General features: G+C 57.1%; 22 protein-coding genes. 9 read left to right on the top strand and 13 right to left on the bottom strand.

Annotated features, from left to right (window positions below):
* The 3 genes from AC5S16_RS22390 to AC5S16_RS22400 form a co-directional block, all read left to right on the top strand.
* Positions 1–547: sigma factor-like helix-turn-helix DNA-binding protein (locus AC5S16_RS22390; RefSeq protein WP_493932348.1), on the top strand; the 547-nt coding region annotated here is incomplete at its 5' end.
* A 46-nt stretch (positions 548–593) separates the two neighbouring features.
* Complete coding sequence (locus tag AC5S16_RS22395; protein WP_493932349.1) at positions 594–1,910, top strand: MFS transporter; 1,317 nt, start codon at positions 594–596, stop codon at positions 1,908–1,910.
* Positions 1,911–1,995: 85 nt separating this feature from the next.
* Positions 1,996–2,544, top strand: a complete 549-nt coding sequence (locus AC5S16_RS22400; protein ID WP_493932350.1) for a DUF1572 domain-containing protein — start codon at positions 1,996–1,998, stop codon at positions 2,542–2,544.
* Here the strand turns inward: AC5S16_RS22400 and AC5S16_RS22405 are convergent.
* Genes AC5S16_RS22405 through AC5S16_RS22415 form a run of 3 tightly spaced genes read right to left on the bottom strand, consistent with a single transcriptional unit; the run spans position 2,541 to position 4,547 of the window.
* Complete coding sequence (locus AC5S16_RS22405) at positions 2,541–3,209, bottom strand: aquaporin (RefSeq protein WP_493932351.1); 669 nt, start codon at positions 3,207–3,209, stop codon at positions 2,541–2,543. The genes AC5S16_RS22400 and AC5S16_RS22405 overlap by 4 nt on opposite strands.
* 1 nt (position 3,210) lies before the next feature.
* On the bottom strand, positions 3,211–3,702 hold the full coding sequence (locus AC5S16_RS22410; protein ID WP_493932352.1) for an arsenate reductase ArsC: 492 nt from the start codon (positions 3,700–3,702) through the stop codon (positions 3,211–3,213).
* Between the two features lie 5 nt (positions 3,703–3,707).
* On the bottom strand, positions 3,708–4,547 hold the full coding sequence (locus AC5S16_RS22415; RefSeq protein ID WP_493932353.1) for an arsenite methyltransferase: 840 nt from the start codon (positions 4,545–4,547) through the stop codon (positions 3,708–3,710).
* A gap of 78 nt (positions 4,548–4,625) precedes the next feature.
* Between AC5S16_RS22415 and AC5S16_RS22420 the strand changes: the two genes are divergently transcribed.
* Positions 4,626–5,024: an ArsR/SmtB family transcription factor gene (locus tag AC5S16_RS22420; RefSeq protein ID WP_493932354.1), complete on the top strand. Its 399-nt coding sequence runs from the start codon at positions 4,626–4,628 to the stop codon at positions 5,022–5,024.
* 32 nt (positions 5,025–5,056) lie between these two features.
* On the opposite strand, the gene AC5S16_RS22425 is transcribed toward AC5S16_RS22420, so the two are convergent.
* Positions 5,057–5,584, bottom strand: coding sequence for a plasmid mobilization protein (locus tag AC5S16_RS22425; RefSeq protein WP_493932355.1), 528 nt, complete (start codon positions 5,582–5,584; stop codon positions 5,057–5,059).
* 622 nt (positions 5,585–6,206) lie between these two features.
* On the opposite strand from AC5S16_RS22425, the gene AC5S16_RS22430 reads away from it, so the two are divergent.
* Positions 6,207–6,575, top strand: coding sequence for a helix-turn-helix domain-containing protein (locus AC5S16_RS22430; RefSeq protein WP_493932356.1), 369 nt, complete (start codon positions 6,207–6,209; stop codon positions 6,573–6,575).
* A gap of 26 nt (positions 6,576–6,601) precedes the next feature.
* Here AC5S16_RS22430 and AC5S16_RS22435 read toward each other — a convergent pair whose 3' ends face one another.
* From AC5S16_RS22435 to AC5S16_RS22450, 4 genes are read right to left on the bottom strand one after another with little or no spacing between them, the layout of a single operon-like run.
* Positions 6,602–9,397: a phosphoenolpyruvate carboxylase gene (locus tag AC5S16_RS22435; protein WP_493932357.1), complete on the bottom strand. Its 2,796-nt coding sequence runs from the start codon at positions 9,395–9,397 to the stop codon at positions 6,602–6,604.
* 31 nt (positions 9,398–9,428) lie between these two features.
* Positions 9,429–12,569: an efflux RND transporter permease subunit gene (locus AC5S16_RS22440; RefSeq protein ID WP_493932358.1), complete on the bottom strand. Its 3,141-nt coding sequence runs from the start codon at positions 12,567–12,569 to the stop codon at positions 9,429–9,431.
* On the bottom strand, positions 12,566–13,699 hold the full coding sequence (locus tag AC5S16_RS22445) for an efflux RND transporter periplasmic adaptor subunit (protein ID WP_493932359.1): 1,134 nt from the start codon (positions 13,697–13,699) through the stop codon (positions 12,566–12,568). The genes AC5S16_RS22440 and AC5S16_RS22445 overlap by 4 nt, the downstream gene beginning before the upstream one ends.
* Positions 13,699–14,991, bottom strand: coding sequence for a TolC family protein (locus AC5S16_RS22450; protein WP_493932360.1), 1,293 nt, complete (start codon positions 14,989–14,991; stop codon positions 13,699–13,701). The genes AC5S16_RS22445 and AC5S16_RS22450 overlap by 1 nt, the downstream gene beginning before the upstream one ends.
* A 269-nt stretch (positions 14,992–15,260) precedes the next feature.
* On the opposite strand from AC5S16_RS22450, the gene AC5S16_RS22455 reads away from it, so the two are divergent.
* Together AC5S16_RS22455 and AC5S16_RS22460 are read left to right on the top strand one after the other, a co-directional pair.
* On the top strand, positions 15,261–16,655 hold the full coding sequence (locus AC5S16_RS22455; protein ID WP_493932361.1) for an ATP-binding protein: 1,395 nt from the start codon (positions 15,261–15,263) through the stop codon (positions 16,653–16,655).
* Positions 16,652–17,320, top strand: coding sequence for a response regulator (locus AC5S16_RS22460; RefSeq protein WP_493932362.1), 669 nt, complete (start codon positions 16,652–16,654; stop codon positions 17,318–17,320). The genes AC5S16_RS22455 and AC5S16_RS22460 overlap by 4 nt, the downstream gene beginning before the upstream one ends.
* 22 nt (positions 17,321–17,342) lie before the next feature.
* Here AC5S16_RS22460 and AC5S16_RS22465 read toward each other — a convergent pair whose 3' ends face one another.
* The 4 genes from AC5S16_RS22465 to AC5S16_RS22480 form a co-directional block, all read right to left on the bottom strand.
* Entirely contained in the window at positions 17,343–17,786 is a 444-nt protein-coding gene (locus AC5S16_RS22465; protein WP_493932363.1) for a hypothetical protein, read from the bottom strand.
* Positions 17,787–17,876: 90 nt separating this feature from the next.
* Positions 17,877–19,229, bottom strand: a complete 1,353-nt coding sequence (locus tag AC5S16_RS22470) for a GntT/GntP/DsdX family permease (RefSeq protein WP_493932364.1) — start codon at positions 19,227–19,229, stop codon at positions 17,877–17,879.
* Positions 19,226–19,618 (bottom strand): RidA family protein, encoded by a 393-nt coding sequence (locus AC5S16_RS22475; RefSeq protein ID WP_493932365.1) that lies wholly within the window; start codon positions 19,616–19,618, stop codon positions 19,226–19,228. The genes AC5S16_RS22470 and AC5S16_RS22475 overlap by 4 nt, the downstream gene beginning before the upstream one ends.
* A 21-nt stretch (positions 19,619–19,639) precedes the next feature.
* A complete protein-coding gene (locus tag AC5S16_RS22480) occupies positions 19,640–21,094 on the bottom strand; it encodes an N-acyl-D-amino-acid deacylase family protein (RefSeq protein ID WP_493932366.1) in 1,455 nt (484 codons plus the stop codon).
* Between the two features lie 27 nt (positions 21,095–21,121).
* Here AC5S16_RS22480 and AC5S16_RS22485 point away from each other — a divergent pair, with 27 nt between their 5' ends.
* On the top strand, positions 21,122–22,369 hold the full coding sequence (locus tag AC5S16_RS22485) for an amino acid deaminase (protein ID WP_493932367.1): 1,248 nt from the start codon (positions 21,122–21,124) through the stop codon (positions 22,367–22,369).
* A gap of 174 nt (positions 22,370–22,543) precedes the next feature.
* Here AC5S16_RS22485 and AC5S16_RS22490 read toward each other — a convergent pair whose 3' ends face one another.
* Entirely contained in the window at positions 22,544–22,963 is a 420-nt protein-coding gene (locus tag AC5S16_RS22490) for a hypothetical protein (protein WP_493932368.1), read from the bottom strand.
* 1,072 nt (positions 22,964–24,035) lie between these two features.
* Between AC5S16_RS22490 and AC5S16_RS22495 the strand changes: the two genes are divergently transcribed.
* Positions 24,036–26,510 (top strand): TonB-dependent receptor, encoded by a 2,475-nt coding sequence (locus AC5S16_RS22495; RefSeq protein WP_493932369.1) that lies wholly within the window; start codon positions 24,036–24,038, stop codon positions 26,508–26,510.
* Positions 26,511–26,518 lie beyond the last annotated feature (8 nt).

Genomic DNA, 26,518 nt, shown 5'->3' on the forward strand with positions numbered 1-26,518 from the left:
CCTGCTTGAATCGCTTTCGCCTTCGGAGCGGGTTGCATTTCTGCTCTATGAGATTTTCGAAATGCCGTATTTCGAGCTTGCCTCTTTGCTTGAGACTACGGAAGCCAATTGCCGCCAACTGGTGACTCGCGCCAGAAAACATATCCAGGAGAAAAAGCGGCGCTTTTCTGTGGACAAGGAACACCATCGCAGCGTGCTGGAAAAATTTATCCATGCCTGCGCCTCCGGCGATCCAGCACAATTAACCAATCTGCTGCATCAGGATGTTGTGCTCTACTCCGATGGAGGCGGAAAGGTACGAGCCGCACTGAACCCCATTTTCGGCGCGGACAAAGTCATACGTTTCTTTGCAGGCGTTATGCAGAAGAATGCCGGCTACGCCTACTCGGCGAAGCTGGCGGAGGTCAATGGAGAGCCGGGCGCGCTTGTTTACACCAACGGGGAGCTTACCCATGTTCTGACCCTCGAGTTCGACGAATCGGACCGGGTCACGAACATCTTTGCGATTGCAAATCCGGAAAAACTTCCTGAAAACATCACAGCCTGAAAGCTGGAAAGAGAGAACGCCGGATATCATAGAGACATAACCCTGCATGGCCGACCAGCCCCCAAGTACCTTGCTATCGGGCTCAGGAGCAGCAGCATTCCTGTCTCGCGACTTCCGCCGCTACCAGCTAGCGCGCGTGCTCGTCATTGTTGGCGCCGAGGCGCAGACACTGGCGATTGCCTGGCTTGTCTACCAGATCACGCACAGTGCTCTTTATCTTGGATACACCGGGCTCGTGCTCTTCCTGCCGGGACTTTTCTTTCTTCTCCCTGCGGGCCACGTCGCCGATCGCTTTGACCGCCGCCAGGTCATCATCGTCTGCTACACCCTGCAGATCTTCTGTACGCTCGCGCTCTTTCTCTTCGCCTGGCACGGGTTGCGCGCCGTCTGGCCCATTTACGCCGTGCTCTTTCTGATCGGCACCGGACGCGCCTTCAGCGGCCCGGCCAGCTCGGCTTTGATTCCGCATCTTGTTCCCAAGGAGCATTTCGTCAACGCCGTCACCTGGGGAGCTACCGCCTTCCAGATCGCTAATGTCGCCGGCCCCTCGCTTGGTGGAATACTCTACACACTGCCTCTACACGGTCGTATTGCCGGAGCTGCCGTCGTCTTTCTCTTTACGCTGGCGACGCTTTTTGCCTTCGTTGCGCTGATGCTGTCGCTCCATGTACGCCCGGGGCGCATGGAGCATCGCGCTATTTCCACGGAAGTTATTCTTGCCGGCATCCATTACGTCTTAAAGACGCAGATCCTGCTTGGTTCCATTTCGCTTGACCTGTTTGCTGTTCTGCTGGGTGGCGCTGTCGCGCTGATGCCCATCTTCGCCAAGGAAATTCTGCATGCTGGTCCGCGCGGGCTGGGCGTTCTGCGGGCTGCGCCTGCGATCGGGGCGCTCGTGGTCTCCATGTGGCTTACGTGGAAACCGATTGAACGCCGCGCCGGTGCGAAGATGTTTGTCTGCGTCGGCATTTTCGGCGCGGCCACTGTGCTCTTCGGGCTCTCGAAGAGCCTGACAGTTTCGCTTATCGCGCTGTTTTTTGTGGGCGCGTCGGATATGGTGAGCGTGGTCATCCGCTCGTCGGTCCTGCAGCTTGCGACGCCGCCTGAAATGCGCGGCCGCGTGAGCGCAGTCAATTCCCTCTTCATCGGAGCGTCGAACGAACTGGGCGAATTTGAGAGCGGCCTCACCGCTTCCTGGTGGGGAGCGGTGCGCGCTGTGGTTATCGGCGGCGTCGGCTCACTGACCATCACCGGCTTGTGGAGTATCTTCTTTCCCAGCCTGCGCCGCGCCGATCAGCTCACCCCAGAAGCGCTGTTGCAGGTTGGCAAGGAGCAGTCCACGCAGGAAGTTCGCCAGCTGTAGGCATGAATCAGCCTCTGTACACTCTTGAAAAGATTTTTTTTCGCGTCTCTTGGCGGTCGTAGCGTCCTGGCGGTAGATTTTCATTATGGCCCTGGAATTCACGACCTCCTATGTGACCGACTCGGCAGCTATCTTCCGCCAGTACAAGAGGCTCGCCGAAGCTGCCATGTCCCAGCTCACCGATGAGCAATTGCAGACTGCCATCGATCCGGAGAGCAATTCTGTCGCCGTCATTGTGAAGCACATGGCCGGCAACATGCGCTCGCGCTGGACCGACTTCCTCACTACCGACGGCGAAAAGCCGACGCGCAACCGCGACACGGAATTCGAGCAGCCTCCGGCCACACGCTCCGAACTGATGGAGCTGTGGGAAGGAGGCTGGAACTGCCTCTTGAACTCACTTGCCGAACTGACCGACGCCGACCTTACGCGCACCATTACTATCCGCGGCGAGCGCCATTCAGTAATGCAGGCTATCAATCGCCAGGTTGCACACTACAGCTACCATTGCGGGCAGATTGTCTTTCTAGCCAAGCACCTTAAATCAGCCGATTGGAAATCGCTGAGCGTGCCGCGCCGGGGATCGGCTGAATACAACCAGAAAGTGCTCACGGGCCAAGCCAGCCAACGTTAGCCTTGAGTATCCCGCGCGATGCGGCGAAAGAGAGCAGTAGCAAAAAATGCTCCCACCAGCTGGGCAACGATGAAAAGCCATGTGTCCCATGGCCGGATTCCGGAGAATGTATTGGTAACCGACCGCGCCAATGTCACCGCAGGATTGGCAAAGGATGTTGACGAGGTAAACCAATAGGCTCCGCTGATGTACGCTCCTACAGCAAATGGAACAGCAGAAGGCCGCCGGCGGGAGCATCCCCAGATCACGGCCAGCAAACCAAAGGTAGCGACGAACTCGCTGAAAGCCAGAGCATAACCGCTGCGAGCATGCATTGAAGGCGCGAATAGCGGCAGGCCGAACATCAGATGTGCGGCAGCCACTCCTGCAAACGCTCCTGCCAGCTGAGCTGCGATGTAACCAGGGACCTCACCCAAAGTGATTCCTCCCATCCACGCATCAGCCAGAGTCACCACCGGATTCAGATGTGCTCCGGAGATCGGGCCAATAGCAAGGATGATCGCAATCAGTGCCGCGCCAGTTGCAATGCTGTTGGCCAGCAGCGCAACGGCAACATTGCCCGCCGCCAGCCGCTCTCCCATAATCCCTGACCCGACTACTGCGACGAGAAGGAATAGCGAGCCGCCAAACTCGGCAGCTATGCGCTCAAACAAAGAATGCTTCATTTCATTGTCTGCCGATGCTGTCGAGTTCCCGCTTGAGCGCCATCTGCTCCAGTGTCGAAAGCGGAAGGGAAAGAAAGAGAGCGATGCGGCGATCGAGAATGGAAAAGGCATCGTGAAAGGCGCGGTCGATCTCTTCAGGCGTGCCTTTTACGGATGCAGGGTCAGCCACTCCCCAATGAGCAGTCATTGGTTGCCCGGGCCAGATCGGGCACACTTCGGCGGCTGCGTTGTCGCAGACCGTGAATACAAAATTCATTTGTGGGGCGCCGGGCGTGGCGAATTCGTCCCACGATTTGCTATGCAGGCCAGCGGTCGAAATTCCGGCGAGCTCGATTTGCTTCAGTGCTTCCGGACGGACAGCTCCCGAGGGATGGCTGCCCGCACTGTAAGCCGTAAAGTTGCCTTTCGCTTTGTGATTCAGGATGGCCTCCGCCATGATGGAACGCGCAGAGTTTCCCGTGCATAGGAACAAGACGTTGTAATGCGGCTGCATGATGATTATCCTTTCTGCTCGCAGCAGCCGGGCGCGCAGCAATTGGCTGGTTTCGTCGCGCGAATGAACGAGCTCACAAATTTCCCTTCTACCTGTGGCGCAATCTCATCTACGGCAACACCGGCTTCCGTAAGAAACTGCCTTGCGTCTTCGATGTCGTAAACGCGCGTCGGCTCAAGATCGACATCTGTGAAGCCGGCGGATACCAGTCTGGCCCGGTAGTCGGACTCCTCAAGCGCTCCTGCAATGCAACCCACCCAGAGCAGCATGCTCTGGCGAACGGCTGCCGGCACCTGGCCACGGACCACTACATCGGAAACGGCAAAGCGGCCTCCGGGCCGAAGCACGCGGAAAGCCTCGCGCAGAACACGGTCTTTGTCGGCTGAAAGGTTGATGACGCAATTTGAGATCACCACGTCGACCGATGCATCCGGCAGCGGGATGTTTTCGATTTCGCCTTTCAGGAACTCGACATTTTCTATGTCTGCCTGCCGCTGGTTCTCGCGCGCCAGGGCGAGCATCTCATCGGTCATGTCGAGGCCATAAGCCTTGCCTGCTGGGCCCACACGCTTTGCCGACAGCAGCACATCGATCCCGCCGCCCGAACCGAGGTCGAGGACTGCTTCGCCCTGTTTCAGCTCGATGAGAGCTGTTGGATTGCCGCAGCCAAGCGAAGCGAGAATAGCCTTCTCCGGGAGCTCTCCCTTTTCATGTGTTCCATACAAATCCCTGGTGATGGGGTCGCAGCAGCGCAGCCCCGGATCGCAGCATGCCGTGTTGCCGGTTTCAGTAACGCTGCGGGCAATGGAGCCGTACTTCTCGCGAATTGCCGACTGAGGGTTCATGTCAAAACCTCCTAATACATACGCTAAGGCGAATATATTATCTCAATACATATCTGTCAATGCGTATATAATGAGGGTATGGCTCAGTCTTCGACAGCATTTCATCTGGTGCGACTCTTCGCGGCCCTCGCTGACCCCACGCGGCTTCGTCTTCTTAACCTGATGAATGGCCGCGAGGTATGTGTCTGCTATTTTGTAGAGATTCTGAAGCAAAGCCAGCCCAAGATCTCGCGGCATCTGGCTTATTTGCGGAAAGCAGACATCGTGACTGCGCGTCGCGAAGGCAAGTGGATGCACTACAGCATCCGGCGGCCGATAAATCTACAGGCTGCGTCGGTCCTGGATGCGGTGCTCTCCTCTTTTAAAGAAGACAACAGGTTATTCCAGGCAGACCTGGCGCGGCTTCGCCGCGCCTGCTGCGGCCTCAGCCAAGGTGCACCCATACCTGTTTTGTTTGAAACGTTGCCTTCAAAGTGAAACCCGTTGCAGGGATTCGTTGGGTGCTTCCGTCAGGCGCTGACTGACAACGAGCTTCCGCGAAACAGCCGCCGCATGAACTGGCCGATTGAAGCAAGCGTTCTCTCGTGGTCCGGTTTTTGCTCGCGGGCAAGCAAACGAGTCACCTGCTCACGAAGCTCCTCTACTTCAAGAACGCACTGACGCGCATAGGCGGAGACAGAGAGACTTGCTTCTGCTGCGCGTGCTCTGAGCAATGCCTGCTCTTCCGGTGTCAACCGAACGGACAATGTTGTGGAACGCCGCGCGAGAGCAGGCAGGATCGCCGCCTGTTCTTTCAGCACCTGAAGAAATGCTGACTTTTCGGGTTTCTCAGCTTCGCGATCTTTGGGAGTATTTTGAGCAGCTGCCTCTTGAGAAACCTCCGTGCGCATCGGACGGCCGCTCGCACGCAGTGCATCCTCATAGGAGACTTCACGCACTGCAGGCTTCGCTGGAGCTTGTGCCGTCTGCGTCCCCGCCCATGTCTGAAAACGGTTTACGATGGCGCTGATGTCTTCAACCGTTGGCTGCGTACTCATAGGCCGAGTGTATGCCGGCAACAGACTGACAGCAGCGTCTGATAACGAATAATTGATCGCTCAAATCAGGAATGGGACGATGGCCCATTTCCGGAATCAGGGTCGTGATACACAACATGACGAAGTGATTGTGTGGTTCATTTTCCGATAGGAACACATGCGGCTTTTCATTAGCAGACTCGTGAAGTACATCAAAAAAATCCTGGAATTTTATTTAAGATAGTTTTCGCAATGGCTGACACAGTGAGCTGGAATCAACTTCCGCCACTATTCATAAAAATTTGGGCAGGAAAAAGCGAATAATGGCTTCTGCTCTTGCAATCATTTCGGTGTGCGATAAAATTTTTCCAGAATTAAGAAAAACCCTGTATTGTCCTACCGACTTCGCGCGCTAGAGTTTGTGCAAGTCTTTGCGCGGTTCATCTGCCACAAAGAAGGCTGACCGGAATCCGAGGTTTTCTAAGAGATCTCGATCCGCTCTGTGCCCCAGCAGCTAAAAGGATTGCGACACGCTTTGCTCCACTCCTTGATTTGCCATGCGATGCAAACAGGAGCCGGACAAACTTAGATGCCCTGCTGTGGTCTCCGTTCTCAAACTTTGTTCACCGCGATGGAGCATCTTATGGACCAGCGAATCGAAGCCGCAATCGAGACGATACACAGAGAGATTCACCGCAATGTTCCGGTGAATGAATTAGCGCAGCAAGTCCGTCTTTCCACCGGCCACTTTATCCGCCTTTTCAAAGCCGAGACTTCGCTCTCGCCAAAGCAGTTTGTACGCGACATCAGAATGAGACAGGCTGAAACCCTACTCAAAGGATCGTTCCTTAGTGTTAAGGAGATCGCCGCCAGCCTGGGTGTTGGAGACAGGAGCCACTTCAGCCGCGATTTCAAAAAGAAATATGGCCACGCTCCTACAAATTTCAGAGGGCTCAATGGTGAAGCTTCAGACTTCGAAGACGTCAGGATAAGCACAGAGGCATTTCAATAGGGGCCGAGTAACTTCCGCCACAGAAATCAGCCTGTGTTCCGCAGGCCCGCAGAAATGCCGTTGATCGTTGCGGCAATGGCACGATTGATCTCGTCAGTATCCTCACCCCCGCGCTTGCGGCGCAGCAGGTCTACCTGGATCAGACTCATCGGGTCCACGTAGGGGTTGCGCAGGCGGATGGAGCGCGCGAGCACCTGGTTGTTTTCAAGCAGCTCTTTCTGCCCTGTAACGGCAAGCACCGCGTCATGCGTGCGTGCGAACTCGGCTTCGATTTTTGAGAAGACGCGTCGCCGCGTTTCCGGCTCGGGCACGAGCGAAGCGTAAAGCGATGCGATGCCGAGGTCGGCCTTTGCCATCGCCATCTCCACGTTGCGGATGAGATCGATGAAGAGCGGGAACTCCGCCATCATGGCGCGCAGCAGCTTCTCACCGCCGGGCTTCTTTCGATACTGCTCGATGGCGTGGCCGACGCCGAACCATCCGGGAACGAGCTGGCGGCTCTGCGTCCATCCGAAGACCCAGGGAATTGCGCGCAGATCGGCAAAACTGCGGCGGCCTCCGCGACGCGCTGGACGCGAGCCGATCTTGGCGTGCTCGAGTTCCCCGACAGGCGTGGCCGTTTCGAAATAGCGCAGCACTTCAGCGTCATCGATGATCTGCTCGCGATAAAAATGGAATGCCGCATCGGATAGCTCGTCGAAGGCCTTCTCCCACTCCGGCAGAAGAACGCCGGACTGGTGGCCCTTGGGATCGAGCGCGTTGGGGCGCGCCAAAGCATCGAGCGAGGCGGCAATCATCAGCTCCAGATTGCGCTCGGCAAGCACTACGTCGGAATATTTCCAGTTGAGGACTTCACCCTGTTCGGTGATGCGAATCTGTCCTTCGAATGCGCCTACAGGCTGGGCGTAGATAGAACGATGTGTCGGGCCGCCGCCACGACCTACGGTTCCGCCACGCCCGTGAAAGAGGCGAAGCTTCACGCCGCATTCGCGCGCTACTTCATGCAGGGCGCGGTGTGCGCGGAAGATTTCCCAAGTGCTGGTGAGCATGCCACCGTCCTTGTTCGAATCGGAGTAGCCGAGCATGATCTCCTGCGTGTTGTTCCACGATGCGAGCAGCGTGCGGTATTCAGGCAGGCTCCAGAGCTTGCGGCAGACTTCGGGCGCGTTGCGCAGGTCATCAATTGACTCAAAGAGCGGAACCGGCATCAGTCCCGGATCGCTGCCTTTGGCCTCCGGCTCTACGCCGCCGAGGCGCGCCAGCCACAGAACGCCGAGCACGTCTTCGACACTGCTGGCTCCGCTGATGACGTACTGACGAATTGCTTCGGGGCTGCACCCGGTCTTTATTTCAGCGACCGTGCGCAGGGTTTCGATCACGTCGGCGCTTTCGCGGCTCAGCCCCTGCGGAACCGAGCCAGCATCGCCCGCACACCATGCAGATGCTTCTTTCAATGTCTTCTGGTGAATGCGCGCGTGCTGGCGAATGTCGAGGGTGTGCAGATGCAGGCCGAAGGTACGCACGAGAAGGATGAGCGGATCGACCAGCATTTGCGCCAGACGCAGGCCCTGGTTTTCCGCCAGGCTGCGGCGCAGGATGTTCAAGTCATCGAGGAACTCCTGCGCATTGCAATATGCAGGCAATGCGGCAAGCGCAACTTCAAGACTATCGGCATCCGAAGCATGCCGGTCCGCGGTGCGCAGCAGCCGCGCATGCACGCAGACGAGAAAGCGGCGGTACAGCTCGAACTCGAAACGCGCTCCGAAAACCTGCTGCGTTCCTGCGTGCAGCTCGGCGAAGTATCCATGCAGCCGATGGCTCAGTTCTTTGCTGACAGGCAGTTGCTGCGCGGACGTAGTCAGCAGATCAATGATGAGCTGTACCTGCTGCTCGTAGTGGTCGAGCAGGCGCGCGCGGGCAGCGCGGATCGACTCGCGCGTTACTTCCGGCGTGACGAAAGGATTGCCGTCGCGGTCGCCTCCGATCCACGAACCGAAGCCCAGCAGCAGAGGCAACTCGGAGATATCGATTTCGATGCCATACTCGCTTGCGAGCGCAGCCGATACTTCTTCATAGAGCTTCGGCAGCGTGGCGAAGATGGAGACGTCATAGTAATCGAGCCCCATCTTGATTTCGTCGTTGACCGTCGGCCTGCGGCTGCGGACTTCGTCGGTCTGCCATAACGCGGTGATCTCGGCCAGCAGCTCTTCTTCAAGGCGCGCGATCTCTTCGTCAGGGACGGGGATGCGATCGAGCTGCTCAAGAAATTCACCGATGCGGCGGCGCTTGAAGAGCACCGAGCGCCGCGCGACTTCTGTTGGGTGTGCCGTAAAGACGGGCACGATGAAGACGCGGCGTAGAAAATTCAGAGCTTCATCGGCAGAGATGCCGACCCGCTTCATCTCGCGCAGCGTTCCGCGCAGAGAGCCGCGCTGGGCGGCGCTGTCTCCGCTCAACTGGAGCGAGAGGCGGCGGCGCTTGCGATGATTGGTCTCGGCAAGATTGATCAGCTCGAAATAGAACGCAAAGGCACGGCTGAGCTGGTACGCTAAATTGACGGAGAGCCCGGCGATACCCTGCACGGCGCGCTGCATCAGGTCTTCGGCTTCCTCCTGAGCTTCACGGCGGCGGATTGCGGAAGTACGCAGTTCTTCGACCTTCTCAAAGAGCTCGTCGCCAGCCTGCTCGTGCAGCACTTCTCCGAGAAGCATTCCAAGCGAGCGGACATCGCGCCGCAGCGGAGCTTCTTTCAGATCGCCTTTACGTGCTTCGAGTTCTGCCAGCCGCTGCGACCAGCTTTCCGGTTTCCAAAGAAGGGGCATATCTTGATTATGCCAGTGTCTTCATGCAGCTTTAGTTTTCAAACTCGACTTCGGGAACAGGCAGCACGTCCGTGTCGCGGGCAATCCATACATAAAGCGTGGGCAAAAGGAAGATGCTGATTACAAGAGCGGCAATCAGGCCGCCAACGATCACGATGGCGAAAGGCCGCTGCGAGTCTGATCCGATGCCGTGCGACATGGCTGCCGGCAGCAATCCAAATGTAGCGACGAGCATGGTCATCATGATGGGCCGCAAGCGGAGGACAGCGCCTTCGATGGCTGAGTCTTCAATCGTGTTGCCACGGGCCCGCAGCTGGTTGATGTACTCGAGCATGATGACGCCGGTCTGCACGCAAACGCCAAAGAGGGCGAGAAAGCCTACGCCGGAGGAAACACTGAAGTGGGTATGCGTGGCCAGGAGCGCGAGCAGCCCTCCGAAAGGCGCCATGGCAACGCTGACGAGAATCAGCATCGCCCATTTCAGAGACTTATACATCGAGTAGAGGATGATGAAGATCAGCAGAATGGTCAGAGGCACAATGATGGCCATCCGCGCCTCCGCACGCTTCTCGCTCTGGTATTCGCCTTCCCAGGCAACGTGATAGCCGCGCGGGAGCTGGAGCTGTTTGTTGACCTTGTCGATGGCTTCTTCCACCGCGCCACCAAGGTCGCGTCCGCGGACGCTGTATTTAATCGCGACGTAGCGCTCATTATTTTCGCGGTAGATCTCCGAGCCTTCGTCAGCCACGTTCACGGTGCAGAGCTGGTCGAGCGAAACGCGCTCGCCTGATGGCGAAAGCAGGCGGATATTTTTGATTGCGTCGCGGGTATCTCGATATTGAGGCAGATAGCGCATCACAAGGTCGTAGCGCGCTTCGCCCTTCAGCACCTGAGTGAGAGCATTGCCGCCTACTGCCGTCTGGATGGCGTCCTGCACATCAGAGACATTGATTCCCCATCGCGCCGCCGCTTTGCGATCGACAGTGAAATTCAGGTCAGGCTGGCCTGTGACCTGAAGAAGGCCGAGGTCGGTAATGCCCTTGACGTGACCTAAAATAGTGGAGACCTGTTCGGCCAGGCCTTCGAGCGTGTGCAAATCATCGCCATAAATTTTGGTAGCGAGCTGGCCTTTTACGCCGCTGACTGCTTCTTCCATGTTGTCTTCGATCGGCTGGGAAAAGCCCCAGATCACGCCGGGAATTTTCTTATCGAGTTCGTCGTTCATGGCAGCGATGAGATTCTCTTTGCGCTCTTGAAATATGGGACGCCATTCTTCCTTTGGCTTCAGGTCGACAAAAAATTCCGTGTCGAAAAAACTTGTGTGGTCTGTCCCGTCGTCCGGCCTGCCAGTCTGGCTGGTGCATTGGGTGACTTCAGGGAATGAGCAAAGCAGGACGCGCGCTTCATTCGAGACACGGATGCCTTCGCCTGGTCCTGCGCTTTGCGGAAGAATGCCGCGCACCCACAATGCGCCCTCGTCGAGGTGAGGCAGAAACTCAGAACCAATAATGCCGCTGGCGGCGAGCGCAACAGCAATGAACAAGGCGAGCGAAGCGCCGCTGACGGTGACCCATCGATGATGAATGGCCCACGTGACGCTCTTACGATAGCGCTCAGTCAGAAACGTCATGACCGGGTTATGCCATTCTTTTACCTGCTTGCGAAATAAAAAGCTCGCAAGGACAGGCGCAATGATCATGGAGAAGAGCAGAGCGCCTGCCAGCGCAAAAGCTACCGTCCACGCCATGGGCTTGAATAGGCGACCTTCCACGGCTTGCAGCGTGAAGATCGGCAAATAGGCCGTAATGATGATGCCGATGGCATAAAAGACGGGACGCTGCACTTCATGGGCGGCTTCTCCAATGCGCTCGATCGGAGTTCTTCCGGTGTCGTCCTTGCGGCCAAGATGGCGGACGATGTTTTCGACCATCACTACCGCGCCGTCGACTACCATGCCGAAGTCCAGTGCGCCGAGCGAGAGCAGGTTGGCGGGGACATGCCTCAGGTCCAGGCAGATGGAAGCAAACAGCAGTGAGAAAGGAATTGTGATGGCGACAATAATCGCGCCGCGCACATTGCCTAAGAATAGAAAAAGAATGATGACGACGAGGACGATGCCTTCGGTCAGATTGTGCAGGACAGTGTGCGTCGTGAAGTGCATCAGGTTGCTGCGGTCCATGAATGGAACCAGCTTCACACCCTGCGGCAGGATGTGATCGTTCAGCTCTTCCACTTTATTGTGGATGCCTTCGAGGACCGGCTCCGCGTCCGCACCCTTTTGCAGCAAAGCAATTCCTGAAACCACGTCATCGTTGTCAATTATTTTTCCATCCTGACGGTGGAGAGCGCGGCCAAACTGCCCTAGACGAATCTTTGGGCCTTGCGAAACGACGGCAATGTCCTTAACACGAAGAGCTGTGCCATTTCTGGTTGCGACAACTGTGTTCTCAATATCCTGCACATTGCGTACAAGGCCGACCTCACGAACGTTGATCTGCTGCAGGCCAGCTTCAATGAAACTTCCACCGGCGTTAGCGTTGCTGTTCGTGAGCTGCTGCTCGACCTGGGCAATGCTGAGGCCATAGGAGACGAGCTTGTCCGGATCAATGCGTACCTGATATTCGCGCGTGGGGCCACCGAATGAGTTGATGTCCACGACGCCTGGAACTGTCTTCAGATTTTTTTCGATTACCCAGTCTTCGAGCGACTTCAACTCCATCACGTCGTACTGTGGATTGGAGCTCTCGAGAGTATAAAAATAGACTTGGCCGACCGGGCTCCAGTCTGTGCCCATCTGCGGGATAACGCCCGCCGGCAGAGTAACCTGAGCGAGACGCTCCAGTACACGCTCGCGGTTCTCGAAGTTGGTTGTATCCTCTCCAAAAACCAATTCCACGGTTGAGAGGCCGAACAGCGACCATGAGCGGACATGCGCGACTCCCGGAATGCCATTCACTGCAACTTCAATGGGAACGGTGACCTGCTGCTCTATCTGTTCAGCGGAAATGCCGGGCCACTGCGCGATGATGTTGACATAGTTATTGGCAACGTCCGGATATGCTTCCACCGGAAGCCGGTGAAAGGAAATTGCACCCCACACAAACAGAAGAATTGCGCCAGCCAGCACAAGAAAACGGTTCTGGAGCGCAAAATCGACGAGCTTGCGGATCATTGCGCCTCCACCGTGGCTTCTAACTGTAAGGCGCTTGCTACGACCTGCTGGCCCGGTTCAACCCCCGAGAGAATTTCCTGCCTGTTCCCGGACAGAGTACTGCCGGAACTCACCTCGACACGTTTGAACTGCTTGTCGCCCGCAGGAATGAATACCCAGTCGTGGTCGTGCAGGTGAAGGATGGCATTGGCGGGCACGACAGCATGCACTTCCTTCGTCCTGCTCTCGAGTGTCGCCGTCACAAACATACCCAGCCGGAGAATGCCGGGATTAGGGACCTCAATGCGGACTTTGGCTGTGCGGATGCTCGGGTCAAGCACGGGGCCAATGTCGCTGATGCGACCAGTGAGTACTCTGTCGGGATACGCATTGATCTTGATCTGTGCCGTCTGCCCAAGCTTGATCTTAGGCAGGTCATTCTCATAGACGTCGCAGATGATCCAGACCACGGACAGATCGGCGATGGTAAATGCGTTGGAAGAGCCGGTGTAGGTTACGCCCGCGGCCGCAGCATTGGTGACATTCTGAGCGACAATAACTCCGGAGATAGGAGCATATACATTGACGATGCTCGACGGATGATCTTTCTTCACGCCGAGCGTGTTCAGTTGCTCTTCGGCAGCATTGAGATCGGCCCTGGCGTCCTTTTCCGTATCTTCCGCCTGCTCGAGCATTCCCTGCGCAATGGCGCCATGGTCGTAGAGATCCTTTGCACGGATATAGGCCTTGTTTGCCAGCTGCTCATCGTTCACCGCCTTCAGATATGTATCGTAGGCATTGGTGATGTCCGGGCTTTGTACTCGCAAAAGAAGATCGCCCTTCTTCACGTTGTCGTCGAGTCTTGCCTTGATGTCGACGACGCGGCCACTGGCAAGCGAGATCACCGGCACTTCGCGGGCTATATCGGGATTGACCGATCCGGTTACGTTCAATGAAGTTGGCGCTTCCACGCGTTCGGTCGCGATCAGAGGAAACTGCTCAGGCTTTTCAACGCTGACGACATTGTTGTTGCCGCTCTCAATGACCTGCGTTGACGGCGGAGCTCCATCTGCCGGATTGAACTTCTTTCCGCAGGCCGCGAGTGAAAGGCACACGGCAAGGCAACCGAATTTCAAAACTTTCTGACTCATCACTGGATTACCTCGCGCCCCACGGCAAGATTCAATTGGCCTGCTGCTGTCAGGTAGGAACCAATCAGTTGTATGTATGCCAGCTGCACCCCGCGGTAATCGCTCTGCGCGTTCAGGAAATCCATCAGAGATGCTCCGCCGTGCTGCCATGCGTATGTGACTGTTTCCCGCACGCGTGTTGCCTGCGTTAAGTATTTGTCCTTATAGGGACGCAACAGGACCAGATTGCTGTCGACCTGGGCGTAGGCTGAATCGACGTCACCGAATACCTGCGCGCGCGTTGCCTCCGCGAGCTGCTGGTTGCGGCCGATGTCCAGCTGCGTGCGCTGCTTCTCGCCCTGATTGCGATCAAAGATGCGCAGCGGGATGTTGACGCTGGCTCCAATGGTCTGGATGGCATTCGGGTTATTGTTCGACGCGTTCCATGTGTACCAGGCGCCGAATGTCGGATCGGTTGAGCCGTTGGCGATGGCAAGCTTGTGATTGGTTTCTGCCTGCTGAATGGATTGCACCGCTGCTCTCAAGTCAGGCCGGCTGTCGAGAGCAATCTGATGAAAGGCATCGAGCGTCTGCAGCTGATCAGAAAATGCAAACGTCCCCTGGATGTCGAGCTGGTCAACCGGTGTTCTGTCATTCAGCAATTGCAGAAGCTGGATCTTTGCTGTGCGGAGGTTGACTTCGGCGGTTTGGAGGTCCGACTCATACTGCACGCGCTGCAGTTCGATTCTGTCGAGGTCAATCTGTGAGAGGTCACCGCTCTTAAAGCGCGCGCGACTGATGTCGATGATCTTGTCGTAGTAATCGAGCTCCTGGTGCGAAAGATCAACAATCGCTTTTGCCTGGAGCGTCTGGACAAATGCTACGCGAAGGTCGAAGAGAAGACTGCGCTCGAGGTCCTCGTGCTGCGATCCGGCAATCTGCGTGCCTTCCTGCGCGCTTTGCAGGCGCAACTCCCGCTTGTGATCGCGTTCATGCAGGTAGGTGAGAGCGGGAACTACATCCGTGCCGCTGAGCGGTGCCCATACACCTTTGTGAGGAGCGATTTGCGTTCCATCAGCGGATAGCGTGAATTGAGGGTTGGGGCGCAGATAGGCTGTGATTTCTTCGGCCTTCATCTCCTGCACATTGAGCGCGTCTGCTTTCAATGTAGGGTTGGCAGCTTCGAATTTGCCCTTCACCTGGTCCCAGGTATAGCTTGTTTGCGCGTATCCGACCTGACTTTGAAGCATCAGTCCAAGAAGCGCCGCAGTACAGGCCAAGACTAAAAGAGGCAATGACTTTGTGATGCTCATGCAATCAGAATCTTGTTGAGTTTGGAGGGGTGAGGCTATCCCAGCACCGCATTTCTTGAAAGAAGATGGAATACTCCTCTTTAATACAGGTTATGACCTCTGGGTATAAGAAGCAGCCCATCACTTGGACGATGGACGGCTATCTTTTGGCTATTTACTTTTCTCAATTTTTCGCAAATTACAAGAACATGCTGAAATGAGGAAGTAACTAGACAGAACGGCTGCTTTCAAGCCCCTATGTGTCTACAAAGTATCAAAGCAGGATCACGATGCTTTCATTGCTATTCCAGAACAGCAGAAAAGCTGTCTTACTCCAAACAGGCCTTCTGATCGCTGTCATCGTATTCATTGACTGGCGCTCCATTAACGAGTTACCGCTTGGATTTCTTTACTTATTGCCCATGCTGATGGTGGGCAGGGTTCTGAGGCCATGGCAAATTGCCGGCGTAGCAATTCTTTGCACTTTCCTGACGGAAATATTCGATGAGTTTGTCTGGAACTCCAGGACAGGGATGCCGCGCGACGTTCTCTACTTTGCAGCATTTTTCTGCATTGGGCTGTTCGTTTTTGAAGTCAACCGAAATCGACAGATCGTAACAGAACATCTGCATGAGATCGAGCGACAGCGGGATGCGCGTCGAGACGCCGAAGAGCAGCTGAAGATCCTGATTGAAAGCAGTCCTGCGGCCATTGTCACAACAGATGCCGAGGGGCGCGTGTTGATGGCAAATGAGGCGGCCCATCGCATGCTGGCTGTCGAGGCTGGAGCGCTTCCAGGGCGCTCCATTCACCGTTACTTCTCCTCTCTAGCAAATGTGCTACGGCGCGATACTAACCAGCCAACATTACGCGCAGTGATGCAGTCGCGTGGGCAGCGGGAAGACAGCGAAGTCTTCCTTGCCGATATCTGCTTTTCGACCTACCTTACAGACGCTGGGCCGCGTCTTGCTGCGATGATTCTCGACGCATCGGAAGAGTTACGCACGCGCGAAGAATCAAACCTGCATCAGATGCTTGCCGGGTCGCGAATTGTTGCAGCCGCTGTATCGCATGAGATCCGCAATGTCTGCGGAGCGATTGCCGTGGTACACGAGAACCTTTCGCGCAGCGGACTGCTTGCGCAGAACAAGGATTTTGAAGCTCTGGGAAACCTTGTTCTTGCTTTGGAGCGGATCTCCGACGTAGAGCTGCGACAGTCTGCGGATCAGCCTGCCGAGGTCGACCTGCTTTCCGTACTCGATGATTTGCGCATTGTGATTGCACCCTGGTTGCGCGAAGAAGGCATAGGAGATGCATGGACTCTGCCGCAGGACCTGCCTGCTGTCTGGGCGGATCGATCCAATCTGATGCAGGTGTTTCTCAATCTGACGACAAACAGCATTCGTGCACTGTCGCAGAAAATCACCCCTGCGCTTTCCATCAGTGTTCGAATGGAAGACCATCGCGTGCTGGTTGAAATCAGCGACAACGGCGGTGGCGTCGAACATCCCGAGCAGTTGTTTCGACCATTTCAACCGGGTGCTCGCGTCACGGGACTCGGTCTCTATGTATCGCGCGCTTTTGTTCGCTCCTTTGGAGGAGAACTCCGTTACAAGCCGCTTTCGAACGGCGCATGCTTCATTGTCGAATTGACGCCGGTCGACTATTTTGAGAGGGTGTCATGAACGGTCCAGTACGTATCCTGCTGCTCGACGACCACGCGCTTTTCCGCGAGAGCCTGGCGCGGCTGCTTGAAGCGGAACCTGGTTTCCAGGTTGCGGGACATTGTTCGACCCTCGCTGAGGCGCGCCAGATGCTTGGCCACGCTTCGGTGGATGTCATTCTGCTGGATTACGATCTTGGAGAAGAAGCCGGCACGGACCTGCTTCAGGAACTTCGAGGACGTGGCGATGCAGCGAAAGTCCTCATGCTGACTGCCGGAATGAGAGACAGTGTGACGCGCCAGGCGCTTCATGCAGGCATTGCCGGAGTCATCTTCAAACACAGCGGTCCCGGTCAATTGATCGACGCCATCCACAGAGTGGCCAGAGGCGAGATGTGGCTCGACAGTGAAGTGGTGCGTTCGCTGGTTGCAGGCAGCACTGCTGAAAAACCAAACCTGCAGCAACAAAATCTGCGACCACTTACAGACCGGCAGCGCACAGTCCTTCGCGGGATTCTCGACGGCCTTACAAACAAGGAGATTGCGTGGAAGATGCAGGCGTCAGAAAGCGCGATCAAGGCCGTAATCCAAGAGCTCTTTCATAAGGCCGGGGTGAGGACACGAAGCCAGCTGGTGCGCATTGCTATTGAAAAGCATTCCGTCGACTGGCTGGATGCCAAACAGTAGTCACTGCGCACGCCGGGCACGTTCAGGGTACATCTGCTTCGGCGATGTTGGAGAAGCCACTCTCCGTTCCGTTTGAATCGACAGCTGTAGCTGCATAGTAATAGGTTGTGCTGGCCGCGACGGATGTGTCGGTATACGTTGTCCCGCCCAACAGCGATGTGGTGATTTTCGTGAAAGGGCCGTCAGACGCAGTGCCGCGGTATATGTTGTATCCGGCAACATCGGTAGAAGTGCTGGCTATCCACGACAGATCGACAGAATGATTTGTCGGCGTTGGAGTAGGCGTTGGCGGCGGGGTAGGAGTTGGAGGCGGAGTGGGTGTTGGACCCGAAATTGGGTTTGTAGAAGACGCTGTAGCTGCAGAATGTTCGACACCACATCCGGTAAACAATGCCATGGAGAGCAGAAGGAGGATGGCTAGGGGGATAGTGGTGAACCTGTACTTAATCGGCTCAACCATGACCATAACTAAGTAAGAATCCTCTATGAATTAAGCTTTCCCCGTCAACATCTTTTGCAGTTTGTTGTCGATCAGCAACATTATCTGACGCCGGGCCTATCTGACAGCAAAAGAAAAGGCGACGGCGAGAACCAGTGCCATGACCGAGATGATGGTTTCACAAACCGACCAGGTCTTGATGGTCTGCACAACGCTCATGTTGAAGTACTCTTTCACCAGCCAGAAGCCACCGTCGTTGACGTGGGAAAAGATGAGGGAGCCGGCGCCTGTGGCAATGGCCAGCAGCTCCGGGTGGACTCCCGGGCTCTGCAGAGCGATCGGCGCTACGATATTCGCGGCAGTCGTCATGGCCACGGTCGCTGAACCTGTAGCGAGGCGCATCAACGCCGCCAGAAGCCACGCCAGCAGCAACAGGTGGATGTGGCTGCGCATGGCGACTTCGATGATGGCCTGAGCGACACCGCTGTCCTGAAGGATTCGACCAAAACCTCCACCTGCGCCTACCAGAAGCGTGATGGTCGCCGTGGGAGCGAGGCATTCATTGGTGAAGCGCAGGATGGTGTCCCGTGAGAATCCTCGCAGCCGGCCCAGTGTGTAAAAGCTGAAAAGCGCGCCGATGAGCAGGGCGATACTGTCATTGCCGACGAGATGCAATCCTTCATTCAGGGCGCTGCCGGATGCGGAGAAGGCGTCAGCCCAGCTGCCAATCAGCATCAGAAGCACGGGCAACAGGATGGTGATGAGGGTCAGGCCGAAGCCGGGCAGGCTTTGCTCGGCGCCGCGATCGACGAACTCCGCGGCCATTGGATTTTCTGCCGGAAGCTCCACATGTGGTGCGATGAACTTTGCATACAGGGGCCCGGCAACGATGGCGGTGGGAATACCGATCAGCAGTGCATAAAAAATCGTGCGTCCTACATCTGCCTTGTAAGTTGTAACTGCGAGCAGAGCAGCAGGATGTGGCGGAACTAATCCGTGAGTCACAGAGAGTCCTGCAACCATGGGCAGTCCCACTAATACGAGCGATGTTTTGGTCCGCCGCGCTACGGTAAAGGCAATGGGAATCAGAAGCACAAAGCCCACTTCAAAAAATGCGGGCAGGCCGATGATGAGCCCGATGACCACCATGGCCCAGTGAACATTCTTCTCGCCGAAGAAGCGGATCAAGGTATAGGCAATCTGCTCGGCGCCGCCAGATTCCGCCATCATTTTGCCGAGCATCGTTCCCAGCGCCACCACGATGACGATGTGGCCCAGCGTTCCGCCTACTCCAACTTCAAAGGAGTGGACAATGGCGTGGAGAGGCATCCCTGAAACTACGGCCAGGAAGAGCGAGGCCAGAAACAGGGTGATGAAGGGGTTGAGCTTGAAGACTGCGACCAGCAGAATCAGGCCGACGACGGAAACAAGCGCTGCGATCAGCAGGAAAAGGCTGTGGTGGTCGATCATGCATCAGGCGCCTTGTAGGCTACGCAGTCGATTTCTACTTTGCAGTCGACAACCATGCTGGATACGACGCAGGCGCGCGCCGGCGGGTGCTCGCCGAAGTGCTTTTTGAAGACTGCGTTGAATGAGGAGAAGTCACGAGGGTCTTCTAGCCACACTCCACAGCGGACTACGTGTTCCGGGCCGTAGCCTGCTTCCTTGAGGATGTCGAGCAGATTGCGAATCGCCTGCTCAGACTGGACAACGATATTGCCAGTGACCAGCTCACCCTTGACCATTGGGACCTGCCCTGAGATGTAGAGCCAGCCGTCGGCCTCGACGGCGCGGGCAAAGGGAAGATGCTGACCGCCTGTGCCCTTGCCGCCTTCCACACCATACCGCTTGATGCTCATTTCCTGCTCTCCTTTGTTGGGTTATTGAATCCAGGCTGTCTTGCCGCGAGGCAGAAAGCGTCCGCTGCGCTCTTGTGTTGCCCCTTGAGTTGTGTAGGAAAGGATGCCGTTTACCCAGACGCCGGCGATTCCTTTGGCCGGGCAGACTGGGTCGGAGAAGGTGGCTGTGTCGATGATCTTCTCCGGATGGAAGAGGACCAGGTCGGCATAGTAGCCCTCTCGAATCAATCCACGTTCTGCGAGTCCGAAGCGCTGCGCGGGCATTCCGGTCATCTTGTGGACAGCTGCAGGCAGAGAGAACAGCTTTTCTTCCCGGCTATAACGGCCAAGGACGCGTGGGAAGGTTCCCCATAAGCGGGGATGCGGGCGCGGGTCGCGAGGCAATCCGTCGGAGCCGATCATGGTTGCCGGGTGCTGCAGGATGCGGCGCATGTCCTCTTCGGAGATGCTGTGGTAGATCGCTCCTGCGGGCTGCAGCTGCCGGGCTGCTTCAAGCTGTGTCTTGTTCCATGCTGCAGCGATCTGTTCGAGCGTCTGGCCGGCGACTTCCGGATGCGGCGTGCTCCAGGTGATGGTGATCTTTACCCGCTCGTCTATCTGACGCAGGTCGAGTGTGCTGGAGCCGGCGGCATAAGGGTAGCAGTCGCAGCCTGCGGGCTGTACTGTCTGGGCCGCTTCCAGGGCTTTGAGGACTTCGCTGCTTCGTCCCCAGTTGTCGATACCGGCGCACTTGAGGTGAGAGATGATGACGGGCACGCGACTCAAGCGCCCGATTTCAAAGGCCTCGTTCATGGCGTCGAGGATGGCTTCTGTCTCGCTGCGCATGTGCGTGGTGTAGATGGCGCCTGCGGCGGCGAGCGGCTCGGCCAGAGCCAGGACTTCTTCTGTGGTGGCGGCGTTGGCTGAGAGATAGGCGAGACCGGAGCTCAGGCCCAGCGCTCCGCTGTCGAGCGCTTCCTTCAACTGTGCGCGCATGGCCTCGATTTCGGAGTCTGTGGCGGAGCGGTCGAGGCGGTCCATGTGGTTGTTCCGCAGAGATGTGTGGCCGATCAGCGCGCCTACGTTGGCTGCCGGGCGCGAGCGGTGGATGGCGGCGACATAGGCGGCGAAGGTGGGATAGCGGAAGACGTCGGCGTCGCCGAGCAGGTTCATCGGATCGGGCGGAGCTCCAGATAACTGGACCGGTGAGGCGCTGATGCCACAGTTGCCGACGATGACGGTGGTGACTCCCTGCGAGAGCTTGGGCAGCATGGCCGGAGCGTCGATTACAACGGTGTCGTCGTGGGTGTGGACATCGATGAAGCCGGGAGCGAGCGCGAGGCCTGCGGCATCCATGGATATGACTGCGCTGCACTCAAGCGACGGGCCGATGGCGATGATCCGGTCGCCGCGAAGCGCTACGTCCAGAACCTGAGGCTCGGCGCCGCTGCCGTCGAGGACGCGGGCGTTTCGAATGAGGCAATCGCAGCTCAACATGGGCAGGCTCTCTTAGAATATATCTGCATGAAGACGAACTCCGTTCTCGACATCCCGCAGTGGAACAAGGGCCTTGGCTGTACTGATGGCGAACCTGCATCGCTCGACTGGAACCTGCTGCGCGAGGACCTCAGTCTGCCGTCGGCGGTGCTGTATGAGGACAGGCTGCGGCACAATCTCGATTGGATGCAGCGGTTCATCGCTGCATACGGCCTCAAGCTGGCTCCGCACGGCAAGACCACGATGACTCCGAAGCTGTTTGCCATGCAGATCGAGAAGGGAGCGTGGGGCATCACTCTGGCGACGGCGCACCAGACGCTGGTGGCGCACGAGCACGGCGTTCGCCGGGTGCTGATGGCCAACCAACTTGTCGGCAGGGAGAACATGGCGATCATTTCCCGTCTGCTGCAAGACCGGGCGTTTGACTACTACTGCCTGGTGGATTCGGCGGCGCTGGTGGAGCAGCTGGGAGCGTTCTTCTCCGAGCGCGGACAGCGGCTGCAGGTGCTGCTAGAGCTTGGCGTCGGGGGCGGCCGGACGGGCATTCGGGATGAGGAGCAACTTGAGTCGGTGCTGGCTGCGCTGTCCCGGTGGCGGGGCTCCCTCCTGCTGTGCGGCGTGGAGATGTATGAAGGCGTGCTCGATGATGAGGCAGCGATTCGCTCCTTCCTTGGGCGGGCAGTTGAGGCGACTCGCAGGCTGCTTCGAGAGGAGCGATTCCAGCGCTCGCCGGCACTGCTGTCGGGCGCCGGCTCGGCGTGGTACGACGTGGTGGCTGAGGTCTTTTCTGCGGCTGGATTTGGGAACTCGGTCGAGATGGTTCTGCGGCCGGGCTGTTATCTGACGCATGATGTGGGCGCGTACCGCGAGGCACAGGCGAAGATCCTCGAGCGCAACCCGGTGGCGCGGGAGATGCAGTCGGGGCTGATTCCTGCACTGCAGGTGTGGGCTTATGTGCAGTCGGTTCCGGAGGCGCAGAGGGCGATTGTCGGCATGGGCAAGCGCGATGCAGCCTTTGATTCCGGTCTTCCGGCTCCGGCGCTGCACTTCAGGCCGGGTGAGTCAGAGCCGAAGGCTGCGGCAGCACACTGGAAGCTCACCAAGATGATGGACCAGCATGCGTACCTTGAGATTGCCGCCGGCGATGACCTGCGCGTCGGCGACATGATCGGCTTCGACGTGTCTCACCCGTGCCTGACATTCGATAAGTGGCGCGCGCTTCCGGTGCTGGATGCGCGCTACCAGGTGACGGATTTGGTTGAGACGTTCTTCTGATTACATTTCGAGGAGCATTTTTGCTGCTACCGTGAGCCGGGCCTAAAGGCCCTTTCCGAGTTGCGGCTTATTCACCGGCCTAAAGGCCGGTGCTTCTACCCTGCTTATGAAGTTTGCCGACTACACGAACACTGAAAAATGTTCTGACTACATTCCCACTGAAAATGCTCTGAATTACATTTCGAGGAGCGGGCCTACTTCCTCTCCTTCCGGGGTGAGCTCGAGGTCGCGGACGGACCAGGGATCGGTGATCTCGTCGGGCTTGAGGCAATTCTGGGTGGCCATCTGCAGGCCGTAGAGAAGGAGCCACGCGCGCTTCCGGTCGAGCTGGCCGGCAGCCAGGGCGCGGAGAACTTCGTTGAGGGCGACCTGGATGGAGCTGCGGTCTTCGAGCATGGGCAGGGCGATGTTTGCGGCTTCAGGGGAAGGGGCTGTCTCCCCGTTGGCGACGGTTGGGGTGATGGCGTACCGGCGGCGTATCTGGCGGTGGAAATAGCAGAAGCTCTGTCCGCGGACGGCAGCGGCGCGGCATTTGGCTCCGCTGGTGCGGATGTGCTGGCATTCGGTGTAGGCATATGGTTGCTGGGTTGACATTGGGTACCCCCCTCCCCCTATGTAGATGTTAGTTTTGTTTGTTTTCAATGATTTACGGGAGGGTCATCCCCCGCTATCTTGTTGATTCTTCTATTGCTTGTGCACTACTCCAGTGTTTTCAAATATTTAGCGGGGGGTCTGGGTTTTCCTCCGCCCCGGAAAAAGGAACGCCCGCTAAAAGCAGGCGTTCCTTTGGGGATATTTCTCTCCCTATTTTTAGGATAGCAGGTTGGGATAGGGGAATATGCCAACTATTTTCTTCATCTAAGGCATTTATTTTCTATTATTTGACCATGAAAATTACTTTTGTTACCTCTTGACAGGTTTGATCGCCTGGAAGGTTCGGCGGCTGGTTTGCATCCCGCCTTGCTTTCGCAAGGCCTCCCACGAACTTTGTTCGTGGAGGTCCTTCGGCTTCGCTCAGGATGACGCTTTTGGGGGGAGAGACACTTCAGTGGCTTCTTTGCAGGGTGATTTTCTTGCTTTGGTTCTTGGGTGGGCTTCTGTTTTGCTTTATCGGTTGACTGGCATCCCGCCTTGCTTTCGCAAGGCCTCCCACGAACTTTGTTCGTGGGGGTCCTTCGACTTCGCTACGCTTCGCTCAGGATGACGCTTTTGTGGGAGAGCGATCTTCTGTGACTTTGTGGGGAGAGATCCCTTTGCGACTTTTGCGGGAAAGCGATGCTCTGCGACTTTGTGGGAGAGCGATTTCTGTGACCCTACGATGACACTGATTCTTTCTCTTCTTCCTCTTCTTCTTCGTTTCCCTCAGGATTGGCTCATCTCTATCAGCAAATTTGAAGTGAGACTAAAACAGTCCTATTATTTCATTGAATAAGGACTGAACTTGTCGTATATTAGCCGGGATAGCTGAAAACAGTTGGTTATTCGGAAAAGGCCCCTAAAAACACCTTGTCCCCGCGGAGACTCCTGGCAGAGGGCCACGAGGACAAGATGAAGACCACAGCCGATGACTGCGGACTGAACTCATGGTACGGTCTGCTGTCTCCTGCTTACAACACACATGTTATTTACGCAGGGCACTGCCCTGCCTTCTCTGTGGAGACCGGAAATGAGCAAGAAGAAGCGGAACCTCGGCCGGCGACGCGCCTGGCTGGCCGTTGGAACCATGGCAGCGTATGCTGCCGTAGGCACCAGCGGAAAATCCACTGCAGCATTCGCCAAATCCAGACAGCAAAATACTCCTGAAGCCCAGTCCTCTCAGCCACTCTTCAACTTCGACATTCCTGCGGGGCCGCTGGATGCAACGCTCGCCCAGTTCAGCAAAGTTACCGGCATCGCTGTTGACTACACCATTCCGGGCGATACGATTCCCGGCTTTCATTGTCCGGGATATACCGGAACAGCCACCTCGCAGCAGGCACTGCAGCAGCTTTTGAAGGACACGGGCCTTACCTACACGCTGCGCAGCGACACGCGCATCTCTGTCGGCGTCAACCATGCCGAATCGGTCAGCGTTACCGGGCAGATCAGCGACAACGTTTCTCTCTCCAATATTCCGGTCGCACTGCTCGACGCCCCGCAGGCCATCAATGCTATTCCCAAAAGCCTGATCGCCGAACAGGGCGTCAGCACTCTTCGCGATACGCTGCGCAACGCGCCCGGAATCAGCCTCGTGGCCGGTGAAGGAGCGACGCAGGGCGACAACCTTACCATTCGCGGCTTCTCGGCGCAGAACGACATCTTCCTCGACGGCCTGCGCGACATCGGCAACTATTATCGCGACGCCTTCAACTACGAGCAGGTGGATGTGCTTGAAGGCCCCGCGGGCGTGGAATTTGGACGGGGCTCGACCGGCGGCGTGGTCAACCAGGAGAGCAAGACTCCGCAGCTTCACCAGTTCTTCAATATCGATACCCAGGGTGGAACCGACGCGACGCGACGGCTTGCTTTTGACTACGACCAGCCTCTGCCGGGGCTGGCGAACGGCGCAGCCTTCCGCCTGAACGCGATGGGGCATGAGGCAAATATCGCCGAGCGCGACGTGGTCGAAGGCCGCCGCTTCGGCGTTGCGCCATCCTTAGCCGTGGGCCTGAATACTCCTACGCAGGCAACGCTCAGCTACCTGCACTTTGGCGAAGACGATATTCCTGACTACGGTCTGCCGTGGTACTTTGGCAGCCCCGCACCAGTGCCGCGACACAACTACTACGGTTTTGCGCACAACAATTTTCTGCGCACCAATGTCGACGTGGTCACGCTCAAGGCTGAGCACGATATCGCCGACCGCGCTCTGCTGCGCAATACTCTGCGCTTTGGCAACTTCGAGCGCAAGTGGCAGATCACCGAGCCGCAGTTGAACAACGCCAGCGCCGGAACCATTACGCCGCAGACGCCTCTCGATCAGGTGAGAGTGAACCGCAACCAGCTTCAGGGCATCAGCGTTGAAGCACAGCTCTGGGACCAGGCCACTGCTACCTACACGGGCAAAATTCTCGGCATCCGCCAGACGGCAGTGCTGGGTGCTGAAGGCGGACGGGAAAGCTCAAACCCAACCCGCGGGCGCTTCACCAATCCGCAGGGCATCAATACGGTTCCGACAACCAGTCTGCTTGATCCCGATCCGGGTCAACCGTTCTCGGGCACGTTTTATCCGAATACCAACGTGCACACCACGGCCTTTACTGCCGCTGCGTGGCTGATGGATACCTTCCAGCTTGACCGCAAGTGGCAGTTAAGCGGGGGTATCCGCATCGATCACTTCGACGCGAATTACCACTCGCTTACGCACAACTACAATGCGACGACCGGAGTGGACACTCCTTCTCTGGCTGCTTATGAGCAGACCATCAACAAGGGGACATGGCGCGCCGCATTGGTTTACAAGCCGGTTCCGAACGGCAGCGTCTACTTCGACTACGGCACGTCGTTCGATCCTTCGGCAGCCGGATTGTCGCTCTCTGCGGCGAACTTCAAAACTCCGCCTGAGCAGAATGAGACTTACGAACTCGGCACGAAGTGGGATGTGAACGGCGGCAGGCTGACGCTGCGCAGCGCGATCTTCCGCACGAACCGCCTGAATGTTCTCGAGCCTGATCCGAATGATTCCTCGGTCGATGTGCTTGCGGGAAACCAGCGCGTCGATGGCGGAGAGATGGTTGTGCAAGGCCACCTCACCAGCCGCTGGGAACTGCTTTCAAGCTACACTTACCTGCACTCGGAGGTGGTCAGCTCCGGCTTTTATCCGGCGGCTGTAGGACGCCCGCTGAATAATGTTCCTTCCAATCTTTTTAACCTGTGGACGGAATACCGGCTGCCGCGCGGGTTTGAAGTGGGCCTGGGCGGGAACTTTGTCGACAGCCGCACAGCCAACACTGCAACGGCGACGCCGACGACGGTGGTGGAAAGCGCGCCCGGCTACTGGATCTTCAACGCCATGGTCAAATACAACATCACAGAGCGCATCACCTTCCAGGCGAACGGGAATAATCTTCTCAATCGCTTCTATCTGGATGGTCTGCATCCGGGGCACGTTATTCCCGGCGCAGGCGCGAGCGGACTCTTCGGATTAAAATTCCGCTTCTAGGCAAACAG

It is taken from the genome of Acidobacterium sp. FHG110202_01, from assembly GCF_059115305.1.